The sequence below is a fragment of the Polynucleobacter sp. MG-Unter2-18 genome, from assembly GCF_018687675.1.
In the GTDB taxonomy this organism is placed as follows: Bacteria; Pseudomonadota; Gammaproteobacteria; order Burkholderiales; family Burkholderiaceae; genus Polynucleobacter.
Window position 1 is genome coordinate 1,100,537 of record NZ_CP061302.1, and the last position, 18,809, is coordinate 1,119,345.

Below are 18,809 nucleotides of genomic sequence, written 5' to 3' on the forward strand. Positions count from 1 at the left end.
GTTTATTCCAGGCATCAAATATGCCCTTGGGATGCATCTAATTTACTGAAGCAAACAAACGGGAATAATCATTATTGCACTAATTAAGTGCTGAAATACCCCTTAAAACCCTAAAAATTACAATATTTGCACCAAATTAGTGCTCAGTCAGATTTTGAAATATCGTGAATGGCATAACCCAAAGCCTCGGTGCCTGTGCGCAAAGCAATCCAAGCGCTTTCTAGGAGAATAGCGTTTCCCTTGATACCCAATTCAATATGGCGCTCAGCGTAAACACCCCCTCTAGATGAGTCGCCAACCGACGGAAGACTAAAGACCTTTACCCCCGGAAAAGAGGCCTCAATGCGCTCCATTAAGGGCGTTAAGACCGATTCAATCCCTTTTGGAACAATAAAACTTTGCTCTGCCCAGTTTTCACGATGAAATAAATTCTGATAATAGGTATCCAAGCACCAAGCCATCATGGGGGCAGCCATGACCGGAAAGCCAGGAACAAAATAGTGCTCACGAATCGAAAAACCAGGAATTTGGTTATAGGGATTGGGGATGATGTCGCTACCAATTGGAAACTCACCCATCTTGAAACGATGCTGGTTTTCAGCGGTATTCAGATCAGCCTTCATCGGATCACCCTCTGCCATGATCTGAATACGGCTTGCAATAAGCTCTTGTGCAGTCGGATGCAGTTTTGTTTTTGTGCCCAAGGCTAAAGCGGCGCATTGTCTCGTGTGGTCATCGGGCGTGGCTCCAATGCCGCCAGTACTAAAAACTACATCACCACTAGTGAAGCTGTCTTTCAGGGTAGCGGTAATTTGCTCTGGATCATCAGCAACATATTTAGCCCACGATAAGCTGAGGCCGCGCTCATTTAAAAGCTCGATCAATTTACCTAAATGCTTATCTTGACGACGACCAGACAAAATTTCATCGCCAATCACAATTAAACCGAAACGACGAGCGTTCACATCAGAGCCCTCGACACTCAGCTTTTTTATGACCTCAACCATGGTTCGGTAACTCCGTATCAACAACACGCGCTTCTATATTTAAGGATTGATCTAACTCATTACTGCGCAATTCTTTTAAGGCCTCAAGCAAATAATGTGTAAACCAGAGCGCAGCAAAGACAAAGATTAAAGAATAGACCCAGAGAGCAACAAAGCTGACAATGGGAAATAAGACTAAAGCTAAAGCTGAGGTTGCCCAGAAAAAAGTGGGTACCGCTCCTAGCATCCCAGAAATAATTCCCATAGTTAATAGTGGCCAACGATGTTTATGTAAAAGGGTGTCCCGCTCCTCTGTGGAAGCATGTAAAGCCAACACATCGTAAGACATTAAACGCATAGTCAACCAACCCCAAAGTAGTGGGGGTAAAACAGCGACTAGTGGAGGCATCCACCACACTGGCAAAGTGAGCATCGCTAAGGCTAAGCAGATCAAAGTAGACCAAAGCGTATAGACAAAACTGCCAAATACACTACCGCCCTTTTTCTTCGCAATATCCTTATAGGCATATTGCCGCGTGACTACCTTGACGATAGTAGGTACAGTTGTTACAGCGATGAATACCAATAAACTAATTGAAATTAAGGGGATCAGTAGCATTACAAAGAAGAGCGGTGCTATCCAGGCACGAGCACTCTCGAAACCGGCCCAAATTAAACCATCAGCAATCCAGCTAGTGAAAATAGAGGCAGTCAGGAAAGTACTCAGTATCTCCAGTGCTGGCGTCCAAGTTAGCCAAATTAAGGTGCCCCATAAGACCGAGACAATCAAAAATGGTCGCAGGCTCAACCACAGCATTTTGGGATGCATTGCGCCAACCAAAGCTAAGCCAAAAGACTTAAAAACTTGCTGCATGCTATCCATAGATTTCCATTACTACCGTGTGAACCACTAACGACTACTTTGCTTTGGGTAAGATTTCTCGTATCGAGTGCAGGAGACTCTGCCACTGGTGCTGCAATACATTGGGCGACAAAACTAAGTCCCTAACTCCAGTGGGATGAACCTCTTTTGAAAAGATAGCAGTATTAAGCATCATGTCCCACCAAGGAAACAAGACGCCAAAGTTACAACCACCTAAAACACCTGGCTTACCTTTAGCCTCATGACCGTAACCTACCGCGTGATGCATCCGGTGATAAATCGGAGAAATTAACAGATACTTAAAGGGGCCCAGATGAATCTTCAAATTAGCATGTTGCCAACTTTGAATTAACTGACTCAATACCACTAATAAAATAAATTGTGCGGGTGAAACACCGAACAGTAGAGCAAAGAAGGAGAATACAAACGCATGCATGATGTCATCGACAATGTGATTGCGATCATCAGACCAAGCAGTCATCACTGTTTGACTGTGATGCAAGGCATGCAGTTGCCACCACCAATTGAAAACATGGGAAGCGCGGTGATATAGATACTCCACAAAATCAAGCAATACAAAGTAAATACAAAAACTCACCAAGGGTATTGATGTCACTGACGGCCACCAAGACTCTACATTCAGCCTGCCGAAACGAAAATCATGCAAGACTGAATCAATCTGAAAGAAAAATCCAGATAAAGCAATAAATATCAGGCCATGAAAAATACCTAGGCGATGAAATAAAGTGTAAAAAATATCCGCTTTGGAACTTTTTGCAAACCGCTCTTGTGTCTCTGCAGGAGAAAATCTCTCCCAAACTCTGAGAACCACAGCGATTAGGAAAATCTGGATGCATCCAAATAAGAACCAGTCGATACCGTCAAATACATCCTCAGCCATCGACATCAGATCAAATCGATACAGAATCGGCCCAGCCACGTAGGTAAATAAGAATTCTTGAACGCTAGCGTAGGCTGAAGCGATGGCGGCTATCACAGGGTTTGAGTCCATATACTTAATTGTGACTTATTTATCGCGTTTTGGCAGAGTTGCAAAACAAAAACCCCGGGCCTTCAAATTCAATATCAGCTGCTCTAATACTGCTGGAGCCCAAGGATCCTTGCGCGACCAAATACCTAAGTGAGCCATAGTGATATCGCCATCCTGAAGTTGGCTACTGGCCTTATCCAACAGCATTTTGTTGGGATGTGTCTGTGAACTGAGTTCATCACCTAAAAATCCCGCAGGACTCCAGCCAACATGCTGGTAAGAGCATTGATCACCCATCCTGATCGAACGGGGCGATGTTTTTCCGCCGGGGGCACGCCAGATTTTTTGAAGACTAGTGCCGGTTAACTCTTTAAAGCGCTCGTCCACTCGTCGGATTTCTCGGCAATAAGATGCTTCGTTGTACAGATTTACCACTCCAGCCTTTGGCCCAAATTGTGGCCTTGCAAAGATCTCTCCGCTTGGGCCATCTTTCACAAAGTACACATGGTCATAAGTATGACTACCAAAATGATGGCCTTCACGAACGCGATCTTGCCAATACGATTTCCAAGAATCATCTAAAGAAAAATCGCCACGGCTAGTTTTTTCATTTGCTAGAAAAAAGGTAGCTTTAACATTTTGACGATTCAAAATATCGGCAATCGTTTGTGCTACAGACATATTGCCGGTGTCAAATGTAAGGTAAATCGTTTTTTTACAATTCGCCTCTTGTGAAAAGCTAAGCGAATAGCATGCCGCCAAACAAATAAATGCCGTTAGTTGAGCGAGAGTCGCAATCCACTGCATCTATTTGGGCTATTCCCAACTAGCACGCGGTGTAAAGAAGACACCATGAGGAGATCTACCAACAGGAATCACCGAGACCAACTTCATCGAGGGAATATCAATTACTCCCACCTTTTTAGAAAAGCGGAGAGTAACCCACATGGTTTTTCCATCAGGCGTAATTTCCATATCGTCCGGACCTGCCGGTAGGCCAGTAATATCGCCCGTTTTTTCTAGGGTCTGCATATTAATCAGGCTGATAGTCGAAGCAATACGATTGGTTACGAACACATGCTTTTTATCGCCTAAGGGGCGGAAGTTGTGGGCACCCTTTCCAGTAAAGATTCGCTTTACCTCTTTACGGGTTTTCCAATCAATGACTTGAACATAGTCCTCACCAGTAATGCCAACCAATATATATTGATCACCGGGCGTCATCCAAACACCTGCTGGTACTTTACCCGTAGTCATTTTCCACATGACAGTCTGGGTATCCAAATCAATTGCCGCAAGTTCATTGGAATCTTGCAAGGTAACAAAGGCGATCTTGCTGTCTGCTGTAAATGCGACATGACTTGGCGTCTTACCTAGCTTGATTGCTTTAGCTAACTTCAGATCTGCCCCTTGCGCTTGGTAGACGTCCACCCTGTCTAAGCGATTGCCGTTTGCAACAAACCACTTATGGTTTGGCGAGTAACCAATTTGGTAAGGATCAATGATGTCCGGAATTCTGCCAGTCAACTCACCGGTAGTCGGATTCATCAATACAACATCATTACCCGCAGCATTGGCAATCAGCAAAGTCTTTTGATCAGGAGTCATCATTAAGTGATGAGGCTCTTTTCCAACTGGTACGGTCTTGATCACTTTGCGACTAGGCATATCGATCAGACTGACAGTGGCCTCACCAGAATTTAAGACTACGGCCAACTTAGGCTCGGGTGCACTGACACCTTGAGCATAGACAACATTTGATAGCCCTACTAGGGCAAACACTGTCAGGATCGAAATACTGCCAAATTTGGCTTTACTAATGTAGGTATGCATGAGCGTTATTGTAAGCAATTGATTCGTCTAACGCAGGCCTTTAAGCAGAATCATTTGACCTATCGCAAGCTAGCTAAGACTTTTTCTAGACGCTTTAAGGACATTGGGCTTGGAGTCTTTAACTCCTGGGCATATAAAGCCACTCTTAATTCCTCCAGTTGCCAGCGAAAATCAGCTAAAGCCTGATCTTCACTGATGGCATATGCCGCAGAGCCATGGCTAGCCTGAAGGAGTTTTTGCCATGGCCTAGCAACCGACTCCCAGTCTTTTTGACACTGCGCATCCCGGCTAGGGTTAGCGCGCAATTTATCAATTCGCATGGCAATAGCCTTGAGATAGCGAGGGAAATGCACCAACTGGCCATAGGGCGTATCTGAAACAAATTTAGAAAAGATGAGACCCTGGACTTGATTCTGAATATCTCCATGGGCAGTAGCTGAGGCAGCCTTTGCTTGGGATAACTTCTTTTGAAGATCTGCAAAAGCCTGCAAAGCCGCTAAGGCATGTTTTGCAATCTCCTGCGCAATCAGAGTTAATCGGGGCTTACCCGCTTGCAAACGCTCTGCAAATTGCTCGGCATTCATGGGTAATGGATCACTCATAAATGCCCGCTCTAAGGCGAGATTCAGAATTTGCTCAGTTAAGTCATCGACTGATCCAATATTGATAAACAACAATCCCAGCTCCCGAATTCCAGGGAGTTGTTTTTGCAAGGCTTTGAGCGTGTCTTTATTCGATAGTGCAAATAATCTACGCAATCCTTGCCAATGATGTTTTCTAGCTTCCAGCAAATCATCAAACACTTCAAGATCGCATGCTTCAGTACGGTCTACTAAGGCAGGGTATCCAAATAAGGTGCTATTGCCTTTCTGAATTTCTAGAGTCTCCGGTAGCTCTCCAAAGTCCCAGCTTCGATAACCGCCCTGCTCTACGGTTTTTACTGAAGATGCATTACCGCTTTGATTCATTTTGCCGACAAGCGCCGAGTTATTTACTGGGGCACTGCTCCCAAGCTCATCGTGGACTGCTTGTTGCGCTATGGCTTGAAAGGCTGTGCGGGCAGTCTCTCCATACTCAGCGCGTAATCGAGATAAATTACGCTCTAACTCCAGTTGGCGGCCGTGCTCATCCACTAGGCGAAAATTCATTGAAGAATGTAGCGGCAAAGATTCAGGCCTGAAATCAGTCCGCTTAATTTCTAAGCCGCGCTCTTTACGAATATCAGTAATGAGGCTATCCAAAAAGTCGCCTACTCCGAACTGTTTACTTGATAGCATCCGCTCTAAAAAAGATTTTGCATACTCGGGCAGCGGAACGCAGTGGCGACGTAATTTTTGAGGCAGTGATTTGAGTAATAGCCCAATTTTTTCTTCACACATGCCTGGAACTAACCAATCACATCGACGACCATCAACCTGATTCAATAGAGTCAAGGGCACAACCAGCGTTACCCCATCTTTGGGACTGCCTGGCTCGAAGTGATAAGTCAAACTCAGTTCGCTACCACCAACCATCATCTTTTTAGGATAGCGATCCACCGTAATTCCAGCTGCCTCATGACGCATTAAATCTGATTTAGCTAAGCGCAAAAGAGTATCGGGTGCCTCTTCAGGAACTCCTTTACTCGCCGATGTCTTTAGCAGCCAGGCTTTCATACTTTCCCTACTCAGAACATCCTCAGGAATGCGTGAATCATAAAAAGCAAAAAGGAGGTCATCATCCACCAACACATCGGGACGTCGTGAGCGATGCTCTAAAGCCTCAATCTCTTTAATCAGTCTGCGGTTATGCCAAAAGAATTCAAAACTCACGGGATATTTTTTTCTAGCATCGGCCTCAGTCTCTCGCATCAATGCCGGGGTATCCATACGGCCGAACATCTCTTCTTGAACTAAGGCCTGGGTAATAAATAAATTACGCGCATCTGTTGGGTTGTGTGGCTCATAACGCACGCGGCGACCGTGATAAATGGGGAGTCCATATAAAGTGCCACGCTCAAAGGCCATCACTTCGCCTTGACGACTATCCCAGAAGGGCTCACTCAAGGATTTAATCAGGCGGTGGGCTGCAACCTTCTCAACCCACCCTGGCTCGATTTTGGCAATCGTGCGAGCATACATACGATTGGTTTCTTGCAGTTCACCAGCCAAAATCCAGGCGCCGGCCTTTTTGCCAATCGTTGAACCTGGCCAAATAAAGGGACGAATACCGCGAGCGCCCATATAGCTGCCAGTTTTACTACCACGCTCCTGAGATTTTTCGTCCTCTTCTTTTTTAGCTACATAACCTAAGAGGCCAGTTAATAGCGAAAGATGAACTTGTTCATAAGTAGCGGCGGATGGGTTTTCTTTCCAGCCCTTTTCAGCCAACATTGTATGTAGCTGGCTATGGACATCGCGCCATTCACGTAAGCGTCTAGGTGATAGAAATTTACTGCGGCACAGATTTTCTAATTGTCGATTGCTGTGCTTATGCTTTAAGGCATCTTGATACCAATCCCAAAGCTTAACGAAACTTAAAAATTCCGAACGCTCATCCGCAAACTGTAAATGCGCTTGGTCAGCGGCAGCAGACTGGTCCATGGGTCGATCACGCGGATCTTGTGTAGCCAAAGCAGAGGCGATGACAGTAACCTCACGCAATGCATTGTGCTCCTTGGCAGCCAATAGCATTCGTCCAATCCGAGGATCTAATGGCAGATCTGCTAACTGCCTACCAATGGGGGTGAGCTTGAATCTGCTATTGCTATCTGTATCGCTACTAATGGTGGCATCGTCATAAACGATAGCGCCCAACTCATCTAAGAGCTGGACACCATCAGCAATCGCGCGACCTAGAGGTTTATCAATAAACGGAAATTCTTGAATACGGGGTAAACGTAGAGAACTCATCCGAAGCAACACCGCCGCCAGTGAGCTACGCAAAATTTCTGGATCAGTAAATTTAGGGCGACTTAAATAATCTTGCTCGCTGTAGAGACGAATGCAAATACCATCAGACACACGACCACAACGACCTGCCCTCTGGTTGGCAGCTGCCTGAGAGATTGACTCGATCTGAAGTTGCTCTACTTTATTGCGATAGGAATAGCGTTTGACGCGCGCTAATCCGCTATCCACCACATAACGAATATTGGGAACGGTTAATGAGGTCTCGGCAACGTTAGTCGTCAAAATAATACGTCGGCCATTGCCAGGACTAAATACGCGCTCTTGCTCTGCAACTGATTGTCGAGCAAAAAGACTCAAAATTTCGGGATGAAAACGCTGCTGGAGAACATGGTCTTTTCTGAGAGCTTCAGCACAATCCCGAATCTCCCGCTCTCCCGGCAGAAAGACCAGCACATCACCTGCGCCCGATACACCCTCACGCCATACTTTTGCAATTGCTTCTGTTACAGCGTCAGAAAGCTCCTTAGCTTCTTTGGATTCCTTTTTTCCGTCAGGCTTAGCATCAGGTTCCAGCGGCTCATAACGTTGCTCAACCGGGAAAAGTCGCCCACTCACCTCAATCACTGGAGCAGACTTACCATTTATTGCGAAATGATCCGAAAAATGCTTGGCATCAATGGTCGCTGAGGTAATGATCAATTTCAGGTCTGGGCGTTTGGGTAGTAACTGTCGCAGATAACCCAATAGAAAATCAATATTGAGGCTGCGTTCATGAGCCTCATCAATAATGAGGGTATCGTAGGCACGAAGCTGTGGGTCTCGCTGCGTTTCTGCGAGCAAGATACCGTCGGTCATCAACTTAATTGAAGCGCCCTGGCTGGTCTTATCAGCAAAGCGCACTTGGTAACCCACATCTTGACCTATTGGAGTACCCAGCTCCTGGGCAATACGCTTTGCAGTGGCTGTAGCAGCGATACGGCGAGGTTGCGTATGACCAATAAGGCGGCCACTATTAATGGTGCCCCTGCCAAGATCTAAACAGATTTTGGGTAATTGGGTTGTTTTGCCCGACCCAGTCTCTCCACAAACAATCACAACCTGATGGGAGCTCAAGGCATCCTTGATGATTTGGCGCTGGCTTGATACCGGCAACTCCTCCGGAAAGCGAATCTCTAGCCGTCGAAGGGTGTTGGAAGCAGGCACAGTCACGGAGCTTGCTTTGGGTTTTTGTTGGTTTAATGGCTCTTGCACCCTATAATTTTCTCACTATGCCAACAAATGCACCGAATCCCGGCTCAAATGCCGAAGAATCCAGCTCTAACTTTCCTTTTGTAGGATGGTTGCGTGACGTTGCGCCCTATATCCACAGCTTCCGTGAGAAGACCTTTGTCATTGCCTTTGCTGGTGAGCTAGCTCAAGAAATTGGCCTAGAAAATCTGATTGAAGATATCGCCATGTTGCACGCCATGGGTATGCGCATTGTTTTGGTTCATGGCATACGCCCTCAAATTGAAGAGCAGTTAATGCTCCGCAATATTAAGAGCCAATTTGGTCAAAGCGCAATGCATAGCTATCGGATTACCGATGCAGCAGCCCTAGAATGCGTCAAAGAAGCTGCTGGTGAATTGCGCTTAGATATCGAGGCAGCATTTAGTCGGGGATTACCCAACACTCCGATGGCAGGCTCACGAATATCTGTTATCTCTGGCAACTTTATTACAGCAATGCCGGTAGGCGTCGTTGAGGGAATTGATTACATCCATACTGGCTTAGTGCGTAAAGTAGATTCCACCTCTATTAAGCTCTCACTCGACAGCAATAAGATCGTACTGCTCTCACCATTGGGATTCTCGCCAACTGGTCAAGCATTTAATCTTGCTTTTGAGGATGTAGCTGCCTCTACTGCTGCAGCACTCAAAGCAGATAAATTGATTTTCTTAAGTCCTTATGCAGGCTTGAAAGATGAGGAGGATGACTTCATCACTGAACTCTCAATGCCCCAGCTTCAAGAATACGTAGCCCAACATCCAGAGCTAGACCTAGGCATGAAAAGTTTGTTGAATATTTCTGGAAGAGCTATTCGTGCTGGTGTAAGTCGAGTGCACTTTTTACCTTGTAATCAAGATGGCGCCCTCCTAGAGGAACTCTTTACCCATGACGGTATTGGCATGATGTTAGCCTCATCGGATATTGAGAATTTGCGTGAAGCCAATCAAGATGACGTTGGCGGTATTTTGCAGCTTACTAGCCCGCTGGAAGAAGAAGGTATTTTGGCTGCACGAGGTCAAGATGTAATTGAGCGTGATATTCAGCGCTTCTCTGTGATTGAGCATGACCGCGTTCTCTTTGGATGCGCAGCCCTCTTCCCATTCCCGAATGGCGTAGGTGAACTTGCTTGTCTCGCAGTAGATCCCGATGTTCAAGGCTCAGGCGATGGAGAGCGTTTGCTTAAGCGGGTCGAGATGAGAGCAAAACGGGAAGGTATCAAGAAGCTTTTCGTCTTGACGACCAGAACAGAGCATTGGTTTTTGAAGCGCGGCTTTAAGCGCGCTTCGGTAGACGACCTTCCAGAAGAAAGAAAGCAAATTTACAACTGGGATCGCAAATCGATGGTGTTGACCAAAGATCTGTAACAAATTATTCGTTTTATATTTTCTCTTTAGTACACCGTATTTGAAAGGCAACACAAATGGCACGCATGGTTCAATGCATCAAACTCAACAAAGAAGCTGAAGGCATGGACTTCGCTCCACTACCAGGCGATCTCGGTAAGAAAGTTTGGAATCAAGTCTCCAAAGAGGCCTGGGCCGCTTGGTTGAAGCACCAAACTATGCTCATTAATGAGAATCGCCTTAATATGGCCGACCCTCGTGCTCGTCAGTACCTCCTAAAGCAAGTTGAAAAATACTTTTTTGAAGGCGGCGCAGACATGGCCCAAGGTTACGTACCACCAGCGGAGTAATGATTTCTGAATATTGCTTGACGAGTTAAATTCAAAGGCATAGGATGGAATCGTAGTCAGTCAGTTTTTGTGATCGACTACATTGGCGAAAGCCACTACTCGTAAGCATATCTATATGCTTATGGGCATCGGGAACTTAAATTCTTCCCCGTGCCCGCGTCATGAATCATCATGACAAACAAACCCGATGGATCAGCTTGCTGCCCCGTCGGGTTTTTTAATTAAAAAGTAATTCTGCTCACGCCAGAGGCATTACTCACCAATAAAATATCCGCTTTCTCTTTTGCGAATAAACCAACAGTGATTACGCCAGCGATTTGATTAATTTGCGCCTCAAGAGCAATGGGATTGGCGATCTTTAAACCGGCAATATCCAAAATCCATCCGCCGTTATCTGTCACAAAGGGCTGGCTTGCTGCTTGACCTAAATCTGCACGAGTCTCTTTGCTCATTCTGAGTGTTACTGTACCGCCCAACTTATTGAGCTCTTGAGTAACAATTCCTTTTGATAAAGGAATGATTTCTACAGGCAATGCAAAGTTACCCAACACCGGAACTTGTTTTGAGGCATCACAGATGCAGATAAATTGCTTGGCCATAGAAGCAATAATTTTTTCACGGGTTAAAGCACCGCCACCCCCTTTAATCATGTGGCCAGTAGGATCAATTTCATCAGCACCGTCCACATAGGCAGGCAGATGATCTACCTCATTGGGGTCCAAGACCTTAAAGCCGTGCTTTAACAGACGCTCTGTCGTGGCATTAGAACTAGATACTGTTCCCAAGAAATGATCTTTATGTGGTGCTAAGGCATCGATGAAGTAGTTGGCGGTAGAGCCCGTCCCAATGCCCAAGATCTGACCTGCGGGGAGCTTTAGTACCTCATCCCGAGCCGCCTCGCCTACTAATTGCTTTAGTTGATCTTGATTCATGATCTTGCCCGATATCCCTTATCTGTACTGGAACAGCCTGATTTATCCATCTATCATATGATATTCAAACTGTTTCATCTGATTAATACATCGAGAGTATTGCAAATAGCCATGACATCACCTGCAAGCGCACTGAGCCAACTCAAACAATTCACCACCGTCGTGGCCGATACCGGCGACTTTGAGTGTATGCGGGAATACCAACCGCAAGACGCCACTACCAACCCATCCCTGATTCTGAAGGCCGCCCAGCAAGCCAACTATCAGGCCTTGGTAAATCAAGTCAAATCAGCGCACCCTGGCATCAAACCCGTCGATTTAGTTGACCATATCCTGGTGGCTTTTGGTCTGGAGATATTAAAGATCGTCCCTGGCAGAGTTTCGACTGAAGTTGATGCCCGCCTTTCTTTTGATACTCAGGCAACCATTCAGAAGGCTAAGCACCTCATCTCGCTGTATGAATCACACGGAATTGAGCGTAAACGGGTCTTGATTAAGCTAGCTGGAACATGGGAAGGAATTGAGGCAGCCAAAGCTTTAGAGTCAGAAGGCATTCACTGCAATATGACACTCCTCTTCTCTTTGGTGCAAGCGGCAGCTTGCGGTGCAGTCAATGCGAAATTGATTTCCCCTTTTGTAGGGCGAATTACCGATTGGTACAAAGCCAAACTTGGCAGTAATTGGAGTGATGAACACAATGGCGGAGCAAATGATCCCGGAGTTACATCGGTCAAGCGCATCTTCCACTATTACAAGCATTTCGGAATCAATACCGAAATCATGGGCGCTAGCTTCCGCAATACCAGTCAAATATTAGAGCTGGCCGGATGTGACTTACTCACTATTAGCCCAGAGCTATTGGGCGATCTACAAAAAAGCACTGCTGTAGTCGAGAAAAAACTGAACGCTAGCAATGCGGCTAGCGCACTTGCCAGCGAACATATCCTTGCACTCAAGCTAGATGAGTCAAACTTTAGATTGCAGTTAAATCATGATGCAATGGCTACAGAAAAACTAGCCGAAGGAATTAGGAATTTCTGTATTGATACTGAGAAACTAGAAGCGCTCTTAAGTAACTAATTCTGTCAATTGCTAGACTGAGGAGTCAAGATGATTATTCATTGCCCGCATTGCAATAAAGGAAATCGCGTTCCTGCTGAAAAGCTCAATCAAACGCCTGTCTGCGGAGCCTGTCAACAAGAACTCCTATCGCTACCCATTAATGCCACTGCGGCAAACTTTAGCGAACTGGTAACTCAATCCGCAATGCCAGTCATAGTGGATTTCTGGGCGCCATGGTGCGGACCTTGCAAGATGTTTGGTCCGACCTTTCAGGCAAGCGCCCTTACTTATGCAAATCAAGTTTTGTTTGTGAAAGTCAATACCGAGGCAGAGCAACTACTTGGATCGCAATGGAATATCCGATCAATTCCGACCCTAGCAGGATTCAAAGGTGGTAAAGAAGTGCACCGTGTTAGTGGTGCCCTGCCTCCAGCCCAACTAGATCAATTTGTGAAACAGTTGACTACTTAGGCTCTTTGGATAAACGCTGCCTGAGTGCCTCATACAAGCAGACGCCACTGGCAACGGATACATTCAGGCTCTCTACAACACCCTTCATCGGGATACGTACCAACTCATCACAAGTCTCGCGAGTTAAGCGGCGCATGCCCTCACCCTCTGCACCCATAACAATACCGATGGGACCAGTCAAATCTAAGTCATAGATCGATTTTTCAGCTTCATCATCGGTACCGATGAGCCAAACACCTGCTTCTTGCATTTCTTTCATGCTTCGAACCAGATTGGTAACAGTAATGACCGGCATTACCTCAGAAGCACCGCTCGACACTTTGCTCACAGTAGCATTAATTGAGGCCGAACGATCTTTAGGAATCACTACAGCATCTACACCAGCACCATCAGCCACACGCAAACATGCACCAAAGTTATGCGGGTCGGTAACACCATCTAAGACTAAAAACATTACCTTGCTTTGATTACTTTGCGCATCCTCTACCACCTCGGTAATGGTCCGCGCAATGGTCATCTTCTCGGCCAGTGCCACTACACCTTGGTGGCGATCATGTCCCGCCAACTTATGAAGACGCTCGGCATCGGCAGCATGTAGTCTTTCACCTAGAATTTCTTCAGCCTGCTTGAGAAAATCACCCATACGGCGATCACGCCGACTAGGATCGAAATAAACTGACTTCAAACTTGCTGCATCCACTCGTAAGCGCGCTTGAACCGCATGAAAACCAACTAATATTTGCTTCATCTTTACTTATCTCGTCTAATATTGAAACTTATTTGCGACGCGCTTTAGTACTGCGAACAGGTGGTTTTGTGCCTGCAGGTTTGCCAGCAGGTCTTGTGGGCTTCCCAGACTTAGCAACTTTACTTGCGGTGCGCCCAGCTTGATTCTTGGATTGATTTGCGCCAAGGTTACCAGCAGATTTAGCAGCGTTGACATTCACACCAGAATGCTTCTGCGGCTCTTTGCTACCTGGGCGACCTTTTTTGGGTGCAGCTTTTTTATTAGGTCTACCAGTATCGCTAGCCAATATGATTTGACGACGATTGGTAGTGCCACCAGGCTCTAAGCCAACCGATTTCACCAGACTAAATTCAATCTTACGTGCATCTAGATCCACTCGACTGACTAAAACGTGCACCCGATCACCTAAGCGATAACGAATACCTGTTCTCTCGCCACGCAATTCTTGACGGGCTTCATCGTACTGGAAGTAATCACCGCCCAATTCAGTCACATGGATCATGCCCTCAACAAAGAGATTTTCCAGTTGTATGAACAAACCAAATGTAGCTACCCCAGTCACTGTGCCAGCATATTCTTGACCCAAATGATCGCGCATGTAATAGCACTTAAGCCAAGCCTCTACATCGCGGGATGCCTCATCTGCACGACGCTCATTTGATGAACAATGCACACCTAGTTGACCCCAAATAGGCATTGCCGCGTTAGCACCCTTAGGTAATTTAGGTAATCGTGTACCGTTAGCTGCAGCCTCTTTTGCATCACTGTGAGACTTCTTAGCGTTCACAGCATTTTCGCGACCCTTACCTTTGCGTGGCAAAGTGAGATTTAAGGGAACCGTTGGCGGCAATACTGGCGTGTAAGGTTTCTTAGTCAGAATTGCTTTGATGACGCGGTGGGTCAAAAGATCAGGATAGCGACGAATCGGGCTTGTGAAATGGGAATATGCAGGATAAGCAAGACCGAAGTGACCCTCGTTATCAGGCTGGTACATAGCCTGCTGCATAGAGCGCAAAACAACCGATTGCAACATATTGGCATCGGGGCGCTCTTTGATTTCACGCATAAGCTTGGCATAGTCTTTTGGTTTCGGCTTTTCACCACCGCCTAAAGATAAGCCACTGGTACGTAAAACCTGGCGCAAAGTCATCAATCTCTCTTCGGAAGGCTCACCGTGTACACGATAGAGACTGAGATGCTTATTTTTATCAATGAAATCAGCAGCGCAGACGTTTGCCGTCAACATACATTCTTCGATCAAGCGATGAGCATCATTACGCAGGCGAGGCTCAATCCGCAAAATCTTACCCAACTCATTGCTGATGATTTGAGTTTCGGTTGTTTCAAACTCAATAGCGCCACGTTTTTGGCGTGCATCTAGCAATATTTTGTATAGAGAATAAAGATTGGTCAGTAGAGGTCTAAACTGCGCAAAGCGTGTTGCCTCAGGACCTTTGCTGTTCGAGAGAATCTCCCAAACCGTATCGTATGTAAAACGCTGCACAGAATGCATCACTGCTGGGTAGAACTGGTAGGCCAAAACAACCCCACTTTGATCTACTACAGAATCACACACCATACACAAACGATCAACATCAGGATTCAAAGAACAAAGACCATTTGAGATCTTTTCCGGCAGCATCGGTATTACCCGTCTTGGGAAATACACTGAGGTTGCACGCAGAAGTCCCTCATCATCCAAAGGATGTCCTGGCTTGACATAATGAGATACATCAGCAATCGCGACAATCAGGCGCCAGGCCTTAATCTTGCCGAACATAAGCGGCTCGCAATACACGGCATCATCAAAGTCACGCGCATCAGCACCATCAATAGTGACCAAAGGAACGTCGCGCAAATCCACGCGACCTTCAAGATCAGATTGTCTAACAGTGTCAGGCAAGGCCTCTGCTTCTTTTTTTGCAGCCGCTGAAAATTCGTGGGGCACGCCATATTTACGAACGGCGATTTCGATTTCCATACCAGGATCATCAATTTCACCCAAAACTTCGATAACACGGCCAACGGCTTGACGATAACTATCTGGATAGTCAATGATCTCGACACTGACCACCTGACCTAATTTGGCGCTACCCTGACCTTTTGGTGGAATCAAAATATCGTGACCAATGCGCTTGTCTTCCGGCGCAACAATCAAAACGCCATTCTCGTTTAAGAGACGTCCAATAACTACTTTATTAGCATGCAAGATGACATCGACGATCTGACCTTCTGGGCGACCACGCCGATCAGTTCCTAATACTCGGACATTGACCCTATCTGCATGCATAACACGGGACATTTCTCTTTCAGAAAGAAAAATATCTTCACCACCGTCATCAGGGATGACAAATCCAAATCCATCTCGGTGACCCTGGACTGTACCTAAGCGGTCAGCCTCTCGTGGCACCAAGTTTTTTGCTTTACGCATTTAATTCCTTTGGCAATACATGCCTTATGTTTCAATGAAAATTCTGAATTAGCCTACTGTATCAAACCATCAAGTCTGAAGGGTGAAAGGCCAAAACAAGTTAAGAAGTGGGCCAGAAGGCGCATACCTTTATAATAACGGCATGCCCAGGTGGCGAAATTGGTAGACGCACCAGCTTCAGGTGCTGGCGATCGTAAGGTTGTGGGGGTTCGAGTCCCTTCCTGGGCACCAAACAAGGTTTAACAGCGCCCTGCGTCTGAAAATACAAGGCCATTTTAGAGAAAAATGGCCGTTTCTACATAAAAGCACATAAATTCTATATGGGGACGTCATTCTTAAATACAAGCCCCATTTAGGTTTCCACATTCAGGCATTGATTAATACGCAAATATCAATCACTCCATAACTTGCCTGCAGTCGCCCAATCTGACTTCTTAACGTCCCGATAAATAACATCCACTGATTCAGCGCTGCATCCCATAATTTTGACCGCAGCTTCCGTAATCGCCTTGGCGTATTCGCGCTTGACCTCATCGCTGCGACCCTCAAATATTTGAACTTGAATTAATGGCATAGATATCTCCTATTCACTATTTTTTAACAAACCTAGATAAGCCGGCCACTCCATCTGACCTTCCTCATCACCATCACTGCAGAGTTGTTCATAAGTCATCCTGCAAATTGCCGGATCAGGGGTTAACAATCCTTCTGCCGCACCTGCCAGTATTTGAATTTTGCAGGCCTTATCTAATACGTCCATCAAATAAAATACCTGTTGAATGCTGACTCCACAGATGATGCTGCCGTGATTTTCTAACAATAAAACCTTTTTATCTCCAAGAGCTGATATAAGTCCTGCTTGCTCAGATGCTGATAAGGCCAACCCTTGATAGCGATGCCTTTCAATATCGCTATAGAAGCGTAAGGCATGCTGTGACAGCGGTAATAAACCTTGCTTTTGTGCAGAGATAGCAATCACAGAATCAACGTGCAAATGTAGTACACACGCTGCATCTGGTCTGGCCGCATGTACCACCCCATGAATAGCAAAACCAGATTTGTTCACTGGCCCTATGCCCGAGATAATCTCTCCATCCAGATTCACCTTGACTAAATTTTCTGGAAATACTTCATCAAAGCGCAAACCAAATTGATTGATGAGATAGGCACCCTCTTCGTTTGGAACAGAAGCTGAAATATGGGTATAGATGCCATCATCCCAACCCTTCATTGCAGCGAGACGATACGCTGCAGCTAAATTGATTCGAACTTCTTCTTCAGTCTCATTGCGACACTTGAACTTGACGTCATCAATGAAATTATGTGGATTTAATTTATCCGTCATAAAACATATTCTCGCTGTTGTCCTGGCGTCATATGAAAGAGCTAGAGTCCCATAGAGCGATGCAAAATCTTGGGTTTCATTTCTTCCCAAAGACCTTCAAACTCTTCTGCCCTATCTTCGGATAACTCGATCGGCTCAAACAGTCCACTAAAAAAGATTGTCTTTTTGGGAGCTAGGATCTTTTCAAACTCCGTTAACCCAACCGGCTTATCGTCAATATCCCGCGTTAATTGGGCGGAGCACACAATAGCCTCAGCATCATCTTGATCAATCACTGCAAACTCAATGAGTTGTTGAGACTTCTCTAGAACCACTAAAGTGCCACGTGCATAACAAACCGCCTCATGCTCTTGCACGATATAAGCCAAAAATTGAATTTCTTCTTCCGCATTCATGCGCAAGTCATCAATAAAAAAGAGGTATTGACTTCCTTCTCCATTAACCAAGGTAAAGACCTTAGGAATCACTCCATGCCCTAGGGCAAGATTACGGTAATAAGAAGAAAGTTCAACAGCGAGGTTTTCGGCAAAAAGATGCATAGGACAGATCTGTAAATTAGGCGCTTATAGAGTGAGCTGAGTTTTTAAGAAAATCATTGTGCGCTCCCAGGCTAAATCAGCAGCAGCTGGGTTGTATTGCAATGGTGGCAGGCCCCTAGCATCTGACTTTGGATTAGCAAATGCATGCTTGGCGTCATAGCGCTCGAAATCATAACTCACTCCAGCTGCTTTTAACTTTTCTTCCAGTTGATCTACACAAGCGATAGAGAAAAAATCATCATGCAGCGCCCAGTGTGCCAACATCGGCTTTTTGATCGCCGCTGCATCAACATACTCCAGTGGAGGGTAACCATACCAAACCACCGTGCCATCGCATTCTGGAACAAGGCCAGCAGACAATACTGTGAGCGCCCCGCCCATACAAAAACCGGTGACAGCAACTTTAGCGCTACCCGTTGCCTTGAGATATTGAACAGCACCACGGATATCTTGACTGGCAGCATCACCAAAATTCAGATCATTCATCAGGTGCTCTGCTTCATTTGCTTCTAGGGCGAGCTTGCCTCGATACAGATCCGGGACTAAAGCACGGTATCCCGCTTTTGCTAAACGATTGGCAACATTCTTAATCTCATCGTCAAGGCCCCACCACTCTTGAATCACCACCACACCCGGAGCATTAGTCGGATTAGCCGGCTCAATTAAATAGGCCTCTACTGAATTACCATCTGGTCTCTTAAATGAAATCATCACAATCTTTCTTTTCAAATCAAT

At 45.8% G+C, this 18,809-nt stretch carries 17 protein-coding genes and 1 tRNA gene; 5 read left to right on the forward strand and 13 right to left on the reverse strand.

From position 1 onward, the window contains the following. Nucleotides 1-143: 143 nt before the first annotated feature. Genes C2759_RS05800 through hrpA form a run of 6 tightly spaced genes read right to left on the reverse strand, consistent with a single transcriptional unit; the run spans nucleotide 144 to nucleotide 8,793 of the window. Nucleotides 144-1,007, reverse strand: a complete 864-nt coding sequence (locus tag C2759_RS05800; protein ID WP_215353811.1) for a molybdopterin-binding protein — start codon at nucleotides 1,005-1,007, stop codon at nucleotides 144-146. Then, complete coding sequence (locus C2759_RS05805) at nucleotides 1,000-1,860, reverse strand: EI24 domain-containing protein (protein ID WP_251366914.1); 861 nt, start codon at nucleotides 1,858-1,860, stop codon at nucleotides 1,000-1,002. The genes C2759_RS05800 and C2759_RS05805 overlap by 8 nt, the downstream gene beginning before the upstream one ends. A 43-nt stretch (nucleotides 1,861-1,903) precedes the next feature. Next, nucleotides 1,904-2,881, reverse strand: coding sequence for a sterol desaturase family protein (locus tag C2759_RS05810; protein WP_215353815.1), 978 nt, complete (start codon nucleotides 2,879-2,881; stop codon nucleotides 1,904-1,906). A 15-nt stretch (nucleotides 2,882-2,896) separates the two neighbouring features. Then, nucleotides 2,897-3,667 carry a polysaccharide deacetylase family protein gene (locus C2759_RS05815; RefSeq protein ID WP_215353817.1) on the reverse strand — a complete coding sequence of 257 codons (771 nt, stop codon included), beginning with the start codon at nucleotides 3,665-3,667 and terminating at the stop codon, nucleotides 2,897-2,899. 9 nt (nucleotides 3,668-3,676) lie between these two features. Then, on the reverse strand, nucleotides 3,677-4,693 hold the full coding sequence (locus C2759_RS05820; RefSeq protein WP_215353818.1) for a cytochrome D1 domain-containing protein: 1,017 nt from the start codon (nucleotides 4,691-4,693) through the stop codon (nucleotides 3,677-3,679). 59 nt (nucleotides 4,694-4,752) lie between these two features. After that, nucleotides 4,753-8,793: an ATP-dependent RNA helicase HrpA gene (hrpA, locus tag C2759_RS05825; RefSeq protein WP_371816895.1), complete on the reverse strand. Its 4,041-nt coding sequence runs from the start codon at nucleotides 8,791-8,793 to the stop codon at nucleotides 4,753-4,755. Nucleotides 8,794-8,852: 59 nt separating this feature from the next. Here hrpA and argA point away from each other — a divergent pair, with 59 nt between their 5' ends. Together argA and C2759_RS05835 are read left to right on the forward strand one after the other, a co-directional pair. Next, a complete protein-coding gene (gene argA, locus C2759_RS05830; protein WP_215307362.1) occupies nucleotides 8,853-10,217 on the forward strand; it encodes an amino-acid N-acetyltransferase in 1,365 nt (454 codons plus the stop codon). A gap of 56 nt (nucleotides 10,218-10,273) precedes the next feature. Continuing rightward, nucleotides 10,274-10,546 (forward strand): oxidative damage protection protein, encoded by a 273-nt coding sequence (locus tag C2759_RS05835; RefSeq protein ID WP_215304216.1) that lies wholly within the window; start codon nucleotides 10,274-10,276, stop codon nucleotides 10,544-10,546. Nucleotides 10,547-10,767: 221 nt separating this feature from the next. Here C2759_RS05835 and rpiA read toward each other — a convergent pair whose 3' ends face one another. Next, nucleotides 10,768-11,478, reverse strand: coding sequence for a ribose-5-phosphate isomerase RpiA (gene rpiA, locus C2759_RS05840; protein WP_215353820.1), 711 nt, complete (start codon nucleotides 11,476-11,478; stop codon nucleotides 10,768-10,770). 111 nt (nucleotides 11,479-11,589) lie between these two features. Here rpiA and tal point away from each other — a divergent pair, with 111 nt between their 5' ends. Further along, a complete protein-coding gene (tal, locus tag C2759_RS05845; RefSeq protein ID WP_215353822.1) occupies nucleotides 11,590-12,558 on the forward strand; it encodes a transaldolase in 969 nt (322 codons plus the stop codon). Nucleotides 12,559-12,588: 30 nt separating this feature from the next. Next, entirely contained in the window at nucleotides 12,589-13,011 is a 423-nt protein-coding gene (gene trxC, locus C2759_RS05850; RefSeq protein ID WP_215353824.1) for a thioredoxin TrxC, read from the forward strand. Here trxC and rlmB read toward each other — a convergent pair. Continuing rightward, nucleotides 13,004-13,759, reverse strand: coding sequence for a 23S rRNA (guanosine(2251)-2'-O)-methyltransferase RlmB (gene rlmB, locus C2759_RS05855; RefSeq protein WP_215325064.1), 756 nt, complete (start codon nucleotides 13,757-13,759; stop codon nucleotides 13,004-13,006). The two genes, trxC and rlmB, sit on opposite strands and share 8 nt — an antisense overlap. Nucleotides 13,760-13,787: 28 nt before the next feature. Beyond that, the gene (gene rnr / locus C2759_RS05860) at nucleotides 13,788-16,190 is read right to left on the reverse strand and encodes a ribonuclease R (protein ID WP_215353827.1); all 2,403 of its coding nucleotides are present in this window, start codon (nucleotides 16,188-16,190) and stop codon (nucleotides 13,788-13,790) included. Nucleotides 16,191-16,334: 144 nt separating this feature from the next. On the opposite strand from rnr, the gene C2759_RS05865 reads away from it, so the two are divergent. Next, a tRNA-Leu gene (locus C2759_RS05865) sits at nucleotides 16,335-16,421 on the forward strand. Nucleotides 16,422-16,581: 160 nt separating this feature from the next. Here C2759_RS05865 and C2759_RS05870 read toward each other — a convergent pair. From C2759_RS05870 to C2759_RS05885, 4 genes are read right to left on the reverse strand one after another with little or no spacing between them, the layout of a single operon-like run. Beyond that, entirely contained in the window at nucleotides 16,582-16,764 is a 183-nt protein-coding gene (locus tag C2759_RS05870) for a 4-oxalocrotonate tautomerase (RefSeq protein WP_215304222.1), read from the reverse strand. A gap of 9 nt (nucleotides 16,765-16,773) precedes the next feature. Beyond that, nucleotides 16,774-17,535, reverse strand: coding sequence for a class II aldolase/adducin family protein (locus C2759_RS05875; RefSeq protein ID WP_215353829.1), 762 nt, complete (start codon nucleotides 17,533-17,535; stop codon nucleotides 16,774-16,776). Between the two features lie 41 nt (nucleotides 17,536-17,576). Beyond that, complete coding sequence (locus C2759_RS05880; protein ID WP_215353830.1) at nucleotides 17,577-18,074, reverse strand: hypothetical protein; 498 nt, start codon at nucleotides 18,072-18,074, stop codon at nucleotides 17,577-17,579. A 24-nt stretch (nucleotides 18,075-18,098) separates the two neighbouring features. Next, complete coding sequence (locus tag C2759_RS05885) at nucleotides 18,099-18,785, reverse strand: dienelactone hydrolase family protein (protein WP_215356678.1); 687 nt, start codon at nucleotides 18,783-18,785, stop codon at nucleotides 18,099-18,101. Nucleotides 18,786-18,809: the final 24 nt, after the last annotated feature.

Excerpts from the sequence above, each read along its gene's own strand:
- C2759_RS05800 (WP_215353811.1), bottom strand. The coding sequence starts at position 1,007 with ATGGTTGAGGTCATAAAAAAGCTGAGTGTCGAGGGCTCTGATGTGAAC.
- C2759_RS05805 (WP_251366914.1), bottom strand. The coding sequence starts at position 1,860 with ATGCAGCAAGTTTTTAAGTCTTTTGGCTTAGCTTTGGTTGGCGCAATG.
- C2759_RS05810 (WP_215353815.1), bottom strand. The coding sequence starts at position 2,881 with ATGGACTCAAACCCTGTGATAGCCGCCATCGCTTCAGCCTACGCTAGC.
- C2759_RS05815 (WP_215353817.1), bottom strand. The coding sequence starts at position 3,667 with ATGCAGTGGATTGCGACTCTCGCTCAACTAACGGCATTTATTTGTTTG.
- C2759_RS05820 (WP_215353818.1), bottom strand. The coding sequence starts at position 4,693 with ATGCATACCTACATTAGTAAAGCCAAATTTGGCAGTATTTCGATCCTG.
- argA (WP_215307362.1), top strand. The coding sequence starts at position 8,853 with ATGCCAACAAATGCACCGAATCCCGGCTCAAATGCCGAAGAATCCAGC.
- C2759_RS05835 (WP_215304216.1), top strand. The coding sequence starts at position 10,274 with ATGGCACGCATGGTTCAATGCATCAAACTCAACAAAGAAGCTGAAGGC.
- rpiA (WP_215353820.1), bottom strand. The coding sequence starts at position 11,478 with ATGAATCAAGATCAACTAAAGCAATTAGTAGGCGAGGCGGCTCGGGAT.
- tal (WP_215353822.1), top strand. The coding sequence starts at position 11,590 with ATGACATCACCTGCAAGCGCACTGAGCCAACTCAAACAATTCACCACC.
- trxC (WP_215353824.1), top strand. The coding sequence starts at position 12,589 with ATGATTATTCATTGCCCGCATTGCAATAAAGGAAATCGCGTTCCTGCT.
- rlmB (WP_215325064.1), bottom strand. The coding sequence starts at position 13,759 with ATGAAGCAAATATTAGTTGGTTTTCATGCGGTTCAAGCGCGCTTACGA.
- rnr (WP_215353827.1), bottom strand. The coding sequence starts at position 16,190 with ATGCGTAAAGCAAAAAACTTGGTGCCACGAGAGGCTGACCGCTTAGGT.
- C2759_RS05870 (WP_215304222.1), bottom strand. The coding sequence starts at position 16,764 with ATGCCATTAATTCAAGTTCAAATATTTGAGGGTCGCAGCGATGAGGTC.
- C2759_RS05875 (WP_215353829.1), bottom strand. The coding sequence starts at position 17,535 with ATGACGGATAAATTAAATCCACATAATTTCATTGATGACGTCAAGTTC.
- C2759_RS05880 (WP_215353830.1), bottom strand. The coding sequence starts at position 18,074 with ATGCATCTTTTTGCCGAAAACCTCGCTGTTGAACTTTCTTCTTATTAC.
- C2759_RS05885 (WP_215356678.1), bottom strand. The coding sequence starts at position 18,785 with ATGATTTCATTTAAGAGACCAGATGGTAATTCAGTAGAGGCCTATTTA.